This is a genomic window from Streptomyces sp. NPDC086077, assembly GCF_040686175.1.
GTDB lineage: Bacteria > Actinomycetota > Actinomycetes > Streptomycetales > Streptomycetaceae > Streptomyces.
Genome location: NZ_JBFBJT010000001.1, coordinates 82,667 through 96,240, shown reverse-complemented (window position 1 = coordinate 96,240; position 13,574 = coordinate 82,667). Strand labels below are relative to the sequence as shown.

General features: G+C 69.2%; 12 protein-coding genes. 6 read left to right on the top strand and 6 right to left on the bottom strand.

The window, feature by feature from the left end; translation table 11 throughout:
* Both AB0O67_RS00435 and AB0O67_RS00430 read right to left on the bottom strand, forming a co-directional pair.
* The coding region (locus tag AB0O67_RS00435) for a DUF6777 domain-containing protein (protein WP_365443670.1) at window positions 1-1,116 on the bottom strand (1,116 nt) is incomplete at its 3' end.
* Window positions 1,117-1,530: 414 nt separating this feature from the next.
* Window positions 1,531-2,106 carry a hypothetical protein gene (locus tag AB0O67_RS00430; protein WP_365443668.1) on the bottom strand — a complete coding sequence of 192 codons (576 nt, stop codon included), beginning with the start codon at window positions 2,104-2,106 and terminating at the stop codon, window positions 1,531-1,533.
* A gap of 341 nt (window positions 2,107-2,447) precedes the next feature.
* Here AB0O67_RS00430 and AB0O67_RS00425 point away from each other — a divergent pair, with 341 nt between their 5' ends.
* A complete protein-coding gene (locus AB0O67_RS00425) occupies window positions 2,448-4,898 on the top strand; it encodes a SpoIIE family protein phosphatase (RefSeq protein WP_365443665.1) in 2,451 nt (816 codons plus the stop codon).
* Window positions 4,899-5,088: 190 nt separating this feature from the next.
* Complete coding sequence (locus AB0O67_RS00420; RefSeq protein WP_365443662.1) at window positions 5,089-5,319, top strand: helix-turn-helix transcriptional regulator; 231 nt, start codon at window positions 5,089-5,091, stop codon at window positions 5,317-5,319.
* Between the two features lie 44 nt (window positions 5,320-5,363).
* On the opposite strand, the gene AB0O67_RS00415 is transcribed toward AB0O67_RS00420, so the two are convergent.
* Complete coding sequence (locus AB0O67_RS00415; RefSeq protein WP_365443659.1) at window positions 5,364-6,383, bottom strand: serine/threonine-protein kinase; 1,020 nt, start codon at window positions 6,381-6,383, stop codon at window positions 5,364-5,366.
* Window positions 6,384-7,272: 889 nt separating this feature from the next.
* Here AB0O67_RS00415 and AB0O67_RS00410 point away from each other — a divergent pair.
* From AB0O67_RS00410 to fmdA, 4 genes are all read left to right on the top strand, one after another.
* Complete coding sequence (locus tag AB0O67_RS00410) at window positions 7,273-7,701, top strand: hypothetical protein (RefSeq protein ID WP_365443656.1); 429 nt, start codon at window positions 7,273-7,275, stop codon at window positions 7,699-7,701.
* A 106-nt stretch (window positions 7,702-7,807) separates the two neighbouring features.
* Window positions 7,808-8,086, top strand: coding sequence for an FmdB family zinc ribbon protein (locus AB0O67_RS00405; RefSeq protein WP_365443653.1), 279 nt, complete (start codon window positions 7,808-7,810; stop codon window positions 8,084-8,086).
* A gap of 96 nt (window positions 8,087-8,182) precedes the next feature.
* On the top strand, window positions 8,183-8,836 hold the full coding sequence (locus tag AB0O67_RS00400; protein WP_365443650.1) for an AmiS/UreI family transporter: 654 nt from the start codon (window positions 8,183-8,185) through the stop codon (window positions 8,834-8,836).
* 51 nt (window positions 8,837-8,887) lie between these two features.
* Window positions 8,888-10,135, top strand: coding sequence for a formamidase (gene fmdA, locus AB0O67_RS00395; protein ID WP_365443647.1), 1,248 nt, complete (start codon window positions 8,888-8,890; stop codon window positions 10,133-10,135).
* Between the two features lie 105 nt (window positions 10,136-10,240).
* Here fmdA and AB0O67_RS00390 read toward each other — a convergent pair whose 3' ends face one another.
* The 3 genes from AB0O67_RS00390 to AB0O67_RS00380 form a co-directional block, all read right to left on the bottom strand.
* Complete coding sequence (locus AB0O67_RS00390; RefSeq protein ID WP_365443644.1) at window positions 10,241-11,077, bottom strand: SDR family oxidoreductase; 837 nt, start codon at window positions 11,075-11,077, stop codon at window positions 10,241-10,243.
* 99 nt (window positions 11,078-11,176) lie between these two features.
* On the bottom strand, window positions 11,177-12,616 hold the full coding sequence (gndA, locus tag AB0O67_RS00385; RefSeq protein ID WP_365443641.1) for an NADP-dependent phosphogluconate dehydrogenase: 1,440 nt from the start codon (window positions 12,614-12,616) through the stop codon (window positions 11,177-11,179).
* A gap of 254 nt (window positions 12,617-12,870) precedes the next feature.
* Window positions 12,871-13,293: a hypothetical protein gene (locus tag AB0O67_RS00380; protein ID WP_365443638.1), complete on the bottom strand. Its 423-nt coding sequence runs from the start codon at window positions 13,291-13,293 to the stop codon at window positions 12,871-12,873.
* Window positions 13,294-13,574: the final 281 nt, after the last annotated feature.

Below are 13,574 nucleotides of genomic sequence, written 5' to 3'. Positions count from 1 at the left end.
GTCGGGCTTCTGCTCAGGCTTGTCCTCGGGCTTCTGCTCAGGCTTGTCCTCGGGCTTCTGCTCAGGCTTGTCCTCGGGCTTCTGCTCAGGCTTGTCCTCGGGCTTCTGCTCAGGCTTGTCTTCAGGCTTCTGCTCAGGCTTGTCCTCGGGCTTCTGCTCAGGCTTGTCCTGGTCCGGCTTCTGCTCAGGCTTGTCAGGTTTGGTTCCAGGGTCGTCGGGCCTGTGCTCCGGCGAGTCGTAGTCGGGCTTGGGCTCGAAGTCCTCTTCGGGCTTCGGCTCGGAGTCGTCACGCCCCGGTCTGTTGTCCGGCGACTGCTCGCCCGGCGATTCCTTGTCCCCCGGTTCCTTCGCCGGCGGCTCCTTCGGCGGCAGGGGCCAATGCCTGGCCGGCGCAGTGGTCTTCTGGTCGGCGTCGCCGTGGTCACCCGAGTCGCGGCGGACCCAATTCCGGTCCCGCGCGTCGAAGATGACGAATTCCTTGATCTCCGTGGCGGAGCGGTTGACCACCACGACGTTCTGCGGCCGGTACCCGGCCCACGGAGTCCCCTTCTGCTGAGGCGCGGTCTTCTGCGGGACCGCACGGGTGAGCGGATTGCCGCAGGCGCAACGCACCTTCGGCTCGCCGTGGCCATCGACGAGGACGGCCGTACCGGCCTGGAGCACCGCCTGGTACCTGGTCGCCGCGCCGTCGCGATAGCCGTGGTTGGTGACGCGGGTGTCGGAACGCAGTAGTACCGGGGTCAGTGAGCGCAGATAGCCGGCGACCGCGGGCTCCCGGAGGGCCAGAACCGAGGCGAAGGCCTTGTTCTTGTCGCCATCGGACGTCAGATGACGGATCTGCTTCTCCACGTCGCAACTGGCGGTGTTGAGGGTTCCCCCGTAAAGGCCGGGTTCCGATCCCGCCACGCTGCGGATGGCGTTGTCCTTGGGCGGAGGTGTGCTGGGCGCGGCAGGCGGCAACGACGAGGTCGTCTTCGCGGTCGACGGGGTGTACGGGTCCGGGCCGGTCGAACTCGTGGGCTGCAGGATGACCTCGGCGGCCTCCGCCGGTTCGCCGCCCGGGCGGGTGAAGACGACAACGAGACCCACGGCGGCCGCCACGGCGGTGACCGCCATGATCCGCGGCACGGACCGCCGCCAGGGGCTGCCCCCTCCCCCGCCGGGTCGCCGCTTGGGGCGGTCCGCGTCACCACCCGAGCCGCCCGGACCACTCGCCCCACCCGGACCCCGCGGGGGGCCGTCCGGGCCGGACGGCGGGCCACCCGGCCCCCGGCCGCCGGGTGGGGGCGGCGGTGGCGGATGGCCCGCCGATTCGCCGGAGGGGCGGCCGGTGAGAGGCCCGGAGGGCGGACCCGAAGGGCGTTCCGACTGTGGTCCGGAGCTCACGGTTTCACCTCCCGCCGGACGTAGGAGTCGCGCGGATCGAAGGACCCCGTCGACGCTTCGGGGCACCTCATGTGAATTTGTGCTCTTGATCTCATTGTGCGCTCCGGCGCCATCAGGCCCAAGCTCAACCGCCCGGTCCGCCCGTCAGGACTCCCCCGGCCGGTCCACGATCTGCGTTCGCTTCGGCGCCTCACCGGAGGCCTGCGCCGGCGGCGGCGCCTCCTCGGCGGACGGGGCGGAGGAGACCGCGTAGATGTCGATCTGTGCGCCGTCGCAGTACATCCAGCGCTCCTGCTCGACGTCGTAGAGCCACGCCTCCTCCCCGTCGACGACCACCCCGGCCCGCAACCCCTGGGTCTGCTTCCGGAAGGTCTCGCCGTCGGCCCTCCCCGCCGCCCGATCGTCGGTGGCCTGCCCGTAGCGGCTGAGCGCGTCCTTCACCCGGGCGAGCAGCCGGCGCAGGTCGGCCGAGCGGGCGGGCGGCGCTCCGGACAGGGGCGGGGCCTGCGGCACGGGGACCAGCAGACGGCCGTCGACCCAGGCCGACCAGCCGTTGAAGCACACGATGCGTCCCCAGTCACCACGCCGTTCGACGAGCTGGACGGGCAGCAGCGCGTCGAGCGGCACGGTCGGCCGGGAGACGTCGGGAGCCTCCCAGGCAGCCAGTCCGTCACTGGGTATGACGTGGGTCGGAAGGAAGTCGGCGTCGGGGGTGGCCATGTCTTCCACTTCCGCTGCTTCGCGTGATGCCGGGGGCCCGGAAGCCACTCGGTCCGGAGGAGGAGTGCTGGCGCGATCGGCTGTCGCGGACCGCTCCGCCATGTCTGAATTTTAACTTTCAGCCCGTTTCACCGCCCGGCGGCCGCCCCCACCGCGACCCTACCCAGCCCCACTGCCACCGCCCCGCGACCCCGGCGAGCACCGCGCGACATGTCCGCGCGGCAGCACTGCGTTGGTGCTCCCGGCCCCGCTAAATCATGCTGGTGAGTGGAGCCCTTAGGCGTGCGGGTCCCCGTGAGGAACGGCGGAAGAAGGAGCTGACGAGGGCGAGATGAGCGGCGATGCAACGATTTCCCGTCTCTTCCGGTGAGGGGCCGCTGGACTCGGACCGCTCCCGTGAGCCGGCCGGGACGGCGACTGCCACCATCAACGAGCAGGGCATCGTGACCGGGTGGAGCGACAGTGCCCGTCGGCTGCTCGGCTACGCGACCTCCGAGGTGATCGGGCTGCCCGCCGCCCGGCTGCTCGCCGACGCCGGCACCGGGACGCCCACGACGCGACGGATCCCGTCGGGCCAGGAGCGGTGGAACGGCACCGTGGCACTGCGACACCGCGACGGCCACCGGCTGGACGTCGAACTCCTCGCGCACCACTGGACGCCCACCGGCGAGGGCGCCAAGTGGCTCGTGGTGTCCCCCGTACCGGGCAGGCCCCGCACGCCCTGGAGTGAACCCATGGAGCAATGGGCGTTCACCCAGTCCCCTTGCCGCACGGCGATCTTCGACACGGACCTGCGACTGCTGCGGGCGAATGCCCGCATGGAGCGCGCGCTGTCCCTTCCGGAGGCCGCGATGCGTGGGCTGCGGCTGCCGGACATCGCGCCGGATCCCGCGAGCGAAGAGACCGAACGCAGGATGCGCCTGGCGCTGGAGACGGGTGAGTCCCAGCGTGTGGATGCCTTCGTCCACCGCGCGGGTACGGGCGGCGAGCAGGGCTGGCAGACGTCACTGACCCCGTTGCGGGGCCCTGACGGCCGGGTGCGAGGCGTGTGCCTGGCCGCGCACGACCGGGCCGGAGCCGAGCGTGCCCGGCAGCAGACGTCCCTGCCGACCGAGGCGGACGCCCTCATCGGCACCAGCCTGAACAGCGCCCGCACCGCGCAGGAACTGTGCGACGTCACCGTCCCCCGGCTCGCGGACTTCATGGCCGTCGACCTGCTGGACCCGCCCCCGAGCGGCAACGAGCCGTACTCCGACCCCGTGGCGGAGCCGGTCACGATGTGCCGTACCGCGGTGCGGTCGGTCCTCGAAGGCAGCCCGGAGTCGCCCGTCGGGGTCGGCGGGACGACCGTCTATCCGGCGTTGTCACCGCCCGCCGAGTGCCTGGCCGCGGGCCGCGGCGCCGTCCACGCGACGAACGACCCGGTCATCGCCCGCTGGGTGGCGCGGGACCCCGGGGCCGCCTGGATCCGCGAGCACGGCGTCCACTCGGTCATGACGGTGCCGCTGCGCTCCGGCGGAACCACTGTCGGCCTGGCCGTCCTCGGTCGGCACCAGCGCCCGGAGCCCTTCGGACCGGAGGACCTGCGCCTGATGGAGCGGCTCACGACGAGGGCCGCGGTGAGTATGCGCGACGCCCGCCGCCACAGCCGGGAACGCACCAACACCATGGCCCTGCAGCGCAGTCTGCTGCCGCAGTCGCTCCCGGTTCAGTCGGCACTGGAGATCGCCTCCCGCTACCTGCCGGCCAGTACCGAGTCCGGCGTGGGCGGCGACTGGTTCGACGTGATCCCCCTGTCCGGCGCACGGGTGGCCCTGGTCGTGGGCGACGTCGTCGGCCACGGCATGCGCGCCGCCGCCACGATGGGCAGGCTGCGCACGGCGGTGCGCACCCTGGCCGACGTCGATCTGCCGCCCGACGAGCTGCTCACCCACCTCGACGACCTGATCATCCACCTCTCCGCCGACGAGGCCGGCCCGGAGGGCGCCGGGGACGCCGCCGGGGGAATCGGCACCACCTGCCTGTACGTGGTCTACGACCCCGTGTCCCGGTGTTGCACCATCGCCCGGGCCGGCCATCCGCCACCCGCCGTCGTCTCCCCCGAGGGCGCCGTGTACCTCCTCGACGTCCCGGCCGGCCCGCCTCTGGGACTGGGCGGCCTGCCCTTCGAGAGCGTGGAGACCGAACTTCCCGAGGGCAGCATCCTCACCCTGTACACAGACGGTCTGCTGCAGATCCGTGACCACGACGTCGACGACGCCCTGGACAGCATGTTCGCGGCCCTCGCCCGTCCCGCCGCCACACTGGAGACGGTCTGCGACCGGGTGCTGACGGGACTTCTGACCCACCGTCCGGAGGACGACGTGGCGCTCCTCGTCGCCCGCACCCGGGTCCTCCACGGCGACCGGGTCGCCGTGTGGGAGCTGCCGCCCGATCCCTCCCTCGTCGCGCTGGCCCGTCGGCGTACCACCGACCAGCTGACGGCCTGGGGGCTCGACGAAGCCGCCTTCGTCACCGAACTCATGGTCAGTGAACTGGTCACCAACGCCATCCGCTACGGCCGGCCGCCCATCCAGCTGCGGCTGATCCATGAGAACAGCACGCTGATCTGCGAAGTCTCCGATTCGAGCAGTACCGCCCCGCATCTGCGGCGGGCCCGGACCTTCGACGAGGGAGGGCGTGGCCTGCTGCTGATCGCCCAGCTCGCCGAGCGCTGGGGCACCCGGCACGCGCCGGTCGGCAAGACCATCTGGGCCGAGCAGTCCCTGGCCGGCTACTGCGGTACCCCTTGAGTTCGCCCCGCGTCGGGTTCCGAAGCCGCGCCGCGCCCCTGTGACGCGCCTGTGACAGTCCGCGGACGCCGTCATGAAGTCGCGAGGTCAGGCTTTTCAGCACAGGGACAAAAAGCGACATAACGGCATATGTCACCCGCTTCCGAGGTCGTGAGCAGGGATGCCGAGCCGACCCATCGGAGTGAATTCCATGAGCCTCACCATCGCCACGCCGCGCGTCGAAGCCCCCGCCCCCACGCTGGCTCCGCGCGAGCAGGAGACGCTGCGGCACATCGCCGCCGGACGCACCTATCTGCAGACGGCCCGCCACATGGGACTCTCCAAGCACACGGTCGACGCCTACCTCCGCCGCATCCGGGCCAAGCTCGGCATCAACAGCACGGCGGAACTGACGCGCCTCGCCATCTCGCTCGGACTGTGAACGAGAGGAGCCACCCGCACCTCGACGAGCGGAGCCGGAGCGGTCTACGGCCGCCCGGGCGGGCCCCGGAAGACCGGCCGGGCCCAGTCCGGAGGCTCCGGAGGCGGCTCGGAGCCCCGCACGCCGCCGGGAGACCGGGCATCCGCGAGGGACGGTGCGTGAGCGCCCAGGACGGCGCCGCTCCCGGTGGCGTCACGCAGCGCCGCCACGAATTCCAGGCAGGAGTCGTAGCGGTCCTCGGGGACCTTCGACAGGGCCCTGGCCAGGACATCGGCGGCAGCGGGCGCGATTCCCGGCCGCCGCTCGGTCAGGCGAGGCGGCTGGTCGTACTGGTGCGCCCACAGCAGCGCCACGTCCTCGTCACGCTGGAAGGGCGGACCGCCGGCGAGGGTTTCGTAGACGACGCAGGCGAGGCTGTAGAGATCGCACCGTCCGTCGACCGGCCGGCCGGAGATCTGTTCCGGCGCCATGTAGTCGAGCGTGCCGACGAACTCGCCCGCGGCGGTGAACCCGCTCAGCGACAGCGACTTCTTCGTCAGTCCGAAGTCGGTGAGGTAGATGTACTCGGGGTGGTCGCTGTCGGTGCCCGCGGCGACCAGGATGTTGCCGGGCTTCACGTCCCGGTGCACCAGATCGTGCTCGTGGGCCGCGTCGAGGGCGGATGCCACCTGAACGGCGATACGCAAGGCGGTCGCGACAGGGAGCGGACCCTCCCGGTCCAGCAGGGCCCTCAGATCCTGGCCGGAGACGTACCGCATGGCGATGTACAGGACGCCGTCGGTCTCACCGGCTTCGAAGATCGGCACGATGTGCGGATGGTCGATCGCCGCGGCCACCCGTGACTCGTGGGCGAAGCGGCGCCGGAAGGTGTCGTCGCGGGCCCGCTCCGGGGCGATCAGCTTGAGCGCGACGGTGCGGTCCAGCCGCAGGTCCCGGGCACGGTAGACGACGGCCATGCCGCCACGGCCGATCACATGCTCGATCCGGTAGCCCGCGATCTGCTGCCCGACCAGGCCGGAAGGCCGGCCCGTGTACAGGCTCATGTCGTTCACCGCCATGTCCATCGGCACCCCTCACCGGAGCGACCAGGTGACGGATCCGTACTGCTTTTGTGCCCGTGCGGGAAAGGTGCCGATCATGCCGCTCCGTCCCCGAGATCCGGTGACCGGCCGACGCGCCAGGCCACTCGTCCGCACCTGTAATTCTATCCACCAGACCCTTGCCGGGCCTGGCCACGGAGTGCGGGCCCCGCGCGTCAATTCGCCACCGGTTATTCTCGTCCGTCACTCACCTTTTTCCCCTTTGCGTCTTTGGAGCCGAAGGCCGACGGCACCCTCGCCCAGCCCGTCATGAGCTGAATGGACGCCCGCGTCTCCCGCCCCTACGAGCGCGAACGCCCGACGCCGCCTACGTCACCACCTCCTCCGGCTACATCACCCACCGCATGACCGGCCGGTTCCGGGACACCGCTGCCAACTGCGTCGGGATGTGATCCCTCGACTCCGAACCCTTCGACTGGACGGCCGACGACGCCGGGATCGCCGGGATCGGCCTGGACCGGTCGATGCTCTTCACCCTCGTCAGCCCGGCGACATCCTCGGCACCGTCACCGCGGCCGCCGCCACCCACACCGGCGTCCCGGCCGGCCTGTCCGCCGTCGCCACCGGCCCCTACTCGGACTTCGAGACCGCCACGGACGCCATGGTGCGCCCCGGCGAGGTCGCCACCCCCGCCCCGCCCCCCCTCGCCCTCTGCGCGAAACTCCAGAAGATCCACGCCGAGGCCCGCCGCCACACCGACGACCTACGAGCTGTTCGGCTGAGATCGCGAAATGCACCTTGTGAGGCTTTTCACCAGCAAATTCCTGGACGGCTACGCATCGCGGATTTAGTTTCGCTGGAAAGAGCAGCTTTGCGCACGAGAGGGGCAACCCCAGCCCGGAAGGTGGGACAAGTGAGCGAAAACGCCGTGTGGGTCAGGGGTGTGACCGGCATCCAGCTGCACCACGTCACTGATCTCCAAGACGCACGACGGTTCCTGGGCAACGCCGTCATGGCACTACGCGCCGCCCATGTGAGGACCGGCGACACCCGGTTCTCCGGTCTCGCCGACCAGCTCAAGGCGGTGGTCGCCGAAACGCGGGACCTGGAGGGCCAGGCCCGGGACGGCATGCAGCAGCTCCACTCCACGGATCCGGAGCGGTTCGTGCGCTGCCGGGAGGGCGAGGAGCCCTGGCCGGACGAGCTGCAGGCGGGCTTCATCCCACGCCACACCTGCCGCGACGAGTGCCTCTACCACGACCGCGATGTGCTGGACGCCATCATGCAGTGCACCTGCGGCCGGCCCCCGTGCCGCGCGTGCGCCATCGCGGGCGCGCCCTGACGCACGCCAGGGGCGGCGGTGCGGGGGCACCGCCGGCCCGTCTTGACACGCGGTCGTCGCGGGCGTCCCCTTGAATGAGAGATGACTTCTCCGGCGGAGACAGTTCATGGCGACGTACGAGTATTCCTGCGACCGCTGCGGTTCGTTCGACGTGAAGCGGCCCATCGGCACAGCATCGGCCGAGGAGATCTGCCCGCGGTGCTCCAGTACGTCTCGCCGCGTGTACTCCGCGCCCGCAACTGCCCTCACGCCCCGTGCGGTCACGGCTGTGCGCGAGCGAGAGGAAAAGTCTCGGGAAAACCCCGTGGTGGTCACGCGGGGGCCTGCCAAGGAGGCAGCACCGAGGCCAGTTCATCCGGCCCACGCCCGGCTTCCCCGACCCTGACGGGGAAGTTCCGAACCGACCGGTCAGCCCTTCTTGGAAGGGCGTGAAGCGGCTTCGGCACCACTGCCTCCCCAGAGGACCGGGAGGTGCGTTCAGTTGGCCAATGTCGGACTTCTCTTCGTGGGCGCGGTGCTGTTCCTGAACGGGCTGATGCTCCTGGGAAAGGTGGACAGCCGGGCAGCCGCGGTCTTCAATCTGTTCGTGGGCGGGCTTCAGGTTCTGACACCCACCTACCTCATCATCGCCGCGAACCAGAATGCCCAACAAATCCTGCTGGCATCCGGCATATTCCTCTTCGGTTTCACCTACCTGTACGTAGGGATCGGGCTGCTGATGGGGCTCGACAGCACAGGCGTGGGGTACTACTCACTGTTTGTGGCGATCGTGGCTCTCGGCTATTCCTTCGTCAGCTTCCGGCAGTTCGGCGATCAGCCCTTCGGAGTCATATGGCTCTACTGGGCGTTCCTCTGGTTCCTCTTCTTCCTCCTCCTGGGTCTGAAACTGGAGAGCCTGACGACCTATATCGGCTGGGTGACCGCGATCGAGGGCTGGGTGACCGGCGTCATTCCGGCATTCCTGCTGCTGTCCGGTTATTGGGCTGCGGAGAACTACTACGAGATCGCGATCGCGCTGGGCGCGTTCGGCGTGCTGACCTTCGGCGGGCTGTGGTTCGCACTGCGCCACAGGCGGCCTGTGCCACCCGCGCAGGAGTACGGCACCCCGGGCCATCCGGCCGGGAGCCACGGCTAGGCGCGGCGGGACGATCGCCGCTCACATCACAGAAGAACATGGGGAATTCACATGCCTGAAGTAATCTTCAGCGTCGACCAGTCCCGTTCGATGCGTGACCAGGAAGTACCGGGACACAACAGGTGGCACCCCGACGTTCCCAACGCGGCGATGGTCCGCCCTGGTGACGAGTTCCGCGTCGAATGCCGCGAATGGACCGACGCGCAGATCGGAAACAACGACTCCGCCAACGACGTGCGCGACGTCGACCTGAAGGCATGCCACATGCTCAGCGGTCCGATCGGCGTCGAAGGCGCGGAGCCAGGAGACCTGCTGGTCGTGGACATCCTCGACCTCGGGCCGGTACCACAGAAGGTCGGGGACGCGCCCGGTGAAGGCTGGGGATACACCGGCGTCTTCGCCAAGGCCAACGGCGGAGGCTTCCTGACGGACTACTTCCCCGACGCCTACAAGGCGATATGGGACTTCCACGGGCAGGTGGCGACGTCCAGGCACCTTCCCGGTGTCCATTTCACCGGCATCACCCACCCCGGCCTCTTCGGCACCGCGCCGTCCGCAGAGTTGCTGGAACGGTGGAACCGGCGTGAGCAGGCCCTGATCGACACCGACCCCGACCGCATACCGCCTCTGGGCCTGACGCCCGACCCCGATGAGTCCCTCGCCGGCAAGGCGACCGGATCGGATGCCGAACGCGTCGCCCGGGAAGGCGCACGAACCGTTCCCGCGCGGGAGAACGGCGGCAACCACGACATCAAGAACTTCACTCGTGGATCGCGCGTCTTCTACCCCGTGCACGTCAAGGACGCCAAGCTCTCGGGCGGTGATCTGCACTTCAGTCAGGGAGACGGTGAGATCACCTTCTGCGGCGCCATCGAGATGGGCGGCTACATCGACTTCCACGTCGACCTGATCAAGGGCGGCATGGAGAAGTACGGTGTCACCACCAACCCCGTCTTCATGCCGGGCAACGTCGAGCCGCGGTACTCGGAATTCCTTTCCTTCATCGGAATCTCCGTGGATCACGACACCGACACCAACTACTACCTGGACGCGACGGTTGCCTATCGCCGCGCCTGCCTCAACGCCGTCGAGTACCTGAAGAGGTTCGGCTACACGGGGGAGCAGGCCTATCTGCTCCTCGGCGCGGCCCCCATCGAGGGACGCATCAGCGGAATCGTCGACATCCCGAACGCCTGCTGCTCCCTGTACCTCCCGACCGGGATCTTCGACTTCGACGTCCGTCCCACCTCGGAGGGACCGAGGTCCGCGGACCGCGGCCAGTGCGCGGTGGCGACCTGAGGCCGACCGGTCACGGCAACGCCGCCCCCGGCCGGGCCCTCCTCCGGAGCCCCACCAATCACCCGGAGACCAGGCCCGGCCAGGGGCAGCTCAGGGGCAGGGGTATCAGATGAGTTCCAGTCCGCCGTCGACGGTGATCACCTGACCGGTGGCGTGGCGCCCGGCGGGCTCCGCCATCCGAAGGATCCAGTGGGCTATCTCGTCAGCGCTCGCGATGTGATGCGTGGGAATCCGGTCACGCTCGTAGGCGTACATGTCGTTGGCGGCCTCCTGGGTGAGACCGGCGTGCAGCATGACGTCCGTGCGCGTGGGACCCGGAGCGACGGAGTTGACGCGAACGCCTTCGCCGGCGAGTTCCAGAGCCCAGCTCCTGGTCATCTGCTCGATGGCCGCCTTGGTCGCCGCGTAGTGGGCGCCGCCCGCCATGGGGCGGTGGCCGTAGGTGCTGGAAAGGTTGATGATGGTGCCTGACGTCCGGCGCAGGTGTGGCAGAGCCTCGTGAGCCAACAGACTCGGGGCGACGATGTTGAGCGCGAGCAGGTCGAGGATCACCTGCTTGTCCGTCTCGGCCAGCGGCATGACCGCTGTCGCGCCGGCATTGTTGACCAGATAGTCCAGGCGCCCCCATTTCTCCACGGCACGACTGACAATCCTGGCGGGGGCTCCGTCTTCGCAGATGTCGACGGCCATGACGTCGATGCCACCGGGATGGGCCGCGGCGGTTTCGTTCAAGGGCTCCTCGCGACGGCCGACGCCGAGCACGTGGGCGCCGGCCTTGGCGAAGGCGACAGCGGTGGCCCGTCCGATGCCGGATCCTGCACCGGTGACGATCGCAACGTGCCCGGAGATGTTGTGGTCAACGGAGTTGATGCTCATGAAGCAACCCATTTCGTTCGATGTTCGCTGTACGTCGAAACTGTGAGTACGAACTCCAGACAGCACAAACCGATGGTTTGTGACAGAACGGCGCCGGGCCAGGCGCCCGCAAACGCTCATCCGGTGCAGGGCCAGGTCCTGGCACGCGGCCGCCGTCGTTTCGTACTAGATCTGCGTCTCGGGGCGCGCGGGGTGCGCCCAGTGCGTGTGGAAGCTGCCGGGCTGATCGGTGCGGTGGTAGGCGTGGGCGCCGAAGTAGTCGCGCTGTCCCTGTACGAGGGCTGTCGGCAGGCGTTCGGCGCGCAGGGTGTCGTACGCGGTCAGTGCGGCGGCGAGGGATGGGACGGGAACGCCGCGACGTGCGGCCGAAACGATGGTCTCCCGCCAGGGGACCTGGGCCTCGGCGATCTCCTGGGCGAAGTGTTCCTCCGCGAGCAGGCTGGTCATGTGCGGGTTGGCTGAGTAGGAGGCGCGTATGCGGTCGAGGAAGTCGGCGCGGATGATGCAGCCGGCCCGCCAGATGCGGGCCACGGCGGCGAGATCGGTCTTCCAGCCGTACTCGGCGGCCGCGTCCTGGATCATCGTCCAGCCCTGGTCGTAGGCGATGACCTTCGATGCATACAGCGCGTACTCCACGCGGGAGGCGAAGCGCTCGGCCTCGGTACGGCTGAGCGACGCGCTGGTGGCGCCCGGCAGGCCGCGGTAGGCGGAGCGGAGGTGGTGCCGGCCGGAGGCGGATCGGGCGAAGGCGGCCTGGGCGACGGTGGTGACCGGCGAACCGAGGTCCAGTGCGGTCTGCACGGTCCAGCGGCCGGTTCCCTTCTGGCCCGCCGTGTCGGCGACGATCTCGACGAAAGGGGCGCCTGTCCGGGCGTCTGTGTGGGCGAGGACCTCGGCCGTGATCTCCAGCAGATAGGAGTTGAGCCGCCCCTGGTTGTAGGTCCGGAAGATCTCCGCCGTCTCCGCGGGCGTGTACCCGGCGATCTGGCGCAGCAGGTCGAATGCCTCGGCGAGAAGCTGCATGTCGGCATACTCGATGCCGTTGTGCACCATCTTCACGAAGTGCCCCGCGCCGTCGCTGCCGACGTGAGCACAGCATGGCTCACCGTCGACCTCGGCGCTGATGTCCTCCAGCATGGGGCCGAGGACGTCGTAGGCCTCCACCGACCCGCCGACCATGATGGAAGGCCCGTGCAGGGCACCCTCCTCGCCGCCGGATATGCCGGCGCCGACGAAGTGGATACCGCGGTCGCGGAGCGCCTCCTCGCGGCGGCGGGTGTCGGCGAAGTGGGCGTTGCCGCCGTCGATGATCATGTCGCCGGCGTCCAGGAGCGGTGCGAATTCATCGATGACCGCGTCGGTGGCAGCCCCCGCCTGCACCATGATCATCAATCGTCGCGGCCGCTCCAGCGTCGCCACGAGCTCCTTGGCGTCCACGGCCGGGACGAAGGAGCCCTCGTGCCCGAACTCCTCGATCAGCGCTCGCGTACGTGACACGGATCGATTGTGGACTGCCACGGTGTAACCGTGCCGGGCGAAGTTGCGGGCGAGGTTACGGCCCATGACGCCGAGACCGGTGACCCCGATGTGGGCTGTTGCATCCATGGTGAGCGTGTTCCTTCGTCGAGAAGTGATGGGTCGCGCAGGCGGTTCGCCGCGGGTGTGTCGGCCGTTGACGGAAGTCGATGGGACGTTCCCGATGCCCCTGCTCAAGCCGACCGGCGTCGGTGGACGCTGTCACATGGTTGGTACCGGCCTCCACCACACCGTTCAAGCCGTGGCGCGAGCCCCATCTCGGCCGCACCCCCATGACCAGTCCCTGCCTGTGCATCCGCCTGAACAGGGGTTTCCGCAGCTCTTCAGGCTGCCTGCCGCGGGGGAAGGAAAGCGCCCGCCGTCTTCGGATCGGGCCACGGTGTGACAGTCTCTCCGGCGACGAGCCACCCGTAGGCGCCGCCGCGCCGCAGTCGCAGTTCGTAGAGGAAGGGCGCCGCGGCGTCGCTCATCCGACGGTAGAGAAGCGCGGTCGCGTAGTCACCCTGCTCCTCGAGGTGCAGAATCTCGTACTCCGTGGACAGGGGCGCCTCACCCGCCCTGCCGCGAGCAGCGAACTCCGCGAAGACCTCCTTGCGGGGAGCTGCCGCGATCGCCCCCTCCCGGGTCGGGAAGAGGATGGCCATGTCGTCCGTGTAGAGCTTCTCCATCGCGTCCATGCGGTAGTTGCTCCCGTCGTGCACGACACGCGAGATGAACTCCTGGATGGCGGGGGTGATGTCACTCATGGCATTTTTCCTTCTGCTGGAACTCGGTTGCGCCCGTGGGTGGTCGACACAATGCGGACGACTGGCAGCAGCGTCACGGGACGGCTCTATTTGGTCGGGATGTGCACGCAGGGCCAGGGAACAACACCCGTCTCGGCCGGCGCTCCGACCGACGGAGCCTGCGTGATTCACGTCGATCACATCGTTCGACGTACAACGAACAACCTAACATGGCCGGCTTCACCCGAACCCTCCGAAGCGCGGGTGACGACGCTCTCACCGACGAATACATCTCCGCATCG

Coding starts and splice junctions, on each gene's coding strand:
- gndA (WP_365443641.1), bottom strand. CDS start 12,616: ATGGATGCAACAGCCCACATCGGGGTCACCGGTCTCGGCGTCATGGGC.
- AB0O67_RS00380 (WP_365443638.1), bottom strand. CDS start 13,293: ATGAGTGACATCACCCCCGCCATCCAGGAGTTCATCTCGCGTGTCGTG.
- AB0O67_RS00425 (WP_365443665.1), top strand. CDS start 2,448: ATGCAACGATTTCCCGTCTCTTCCGGTGAGGGGCCGCTGGACTCGGAC.
- AB0O67_RS00415 (WP_365443659.1), bottom strand. CDS start 6,383: ATGGACATGGCGGTGAACGACATGAGCCTGTACACGGGCCGGCCTTCC.
- AB0O67_RS00420 (WP_365443662.1), top strand. CDS start 5,089: ATGAGCCTCACCATCGCCACGCCGCGCGTCGAAGCCCCCGCCCCCACG.
- fmdA (WP_365443647.1), top strand. CDS start 8,888: ATGCCTGAAGTAATCTTCAGCGTCGACCAGTCCCGTTCGATGCGTGAC.
- AB0O67_RS00405 (WP_365443653.1), top strand. CDS start 7,808: ATGGCGACGTACGAGTATTCCTGCGACCGCTGCGGTTCGTTCGACGTG.
- AB0O67_RS00430 (WP_365443668.1), bottom strand. CDS start 2,106: ATGGCCACCCCCGACGCCGACTTCCTTCCGACCCACGTCATACCCAGT.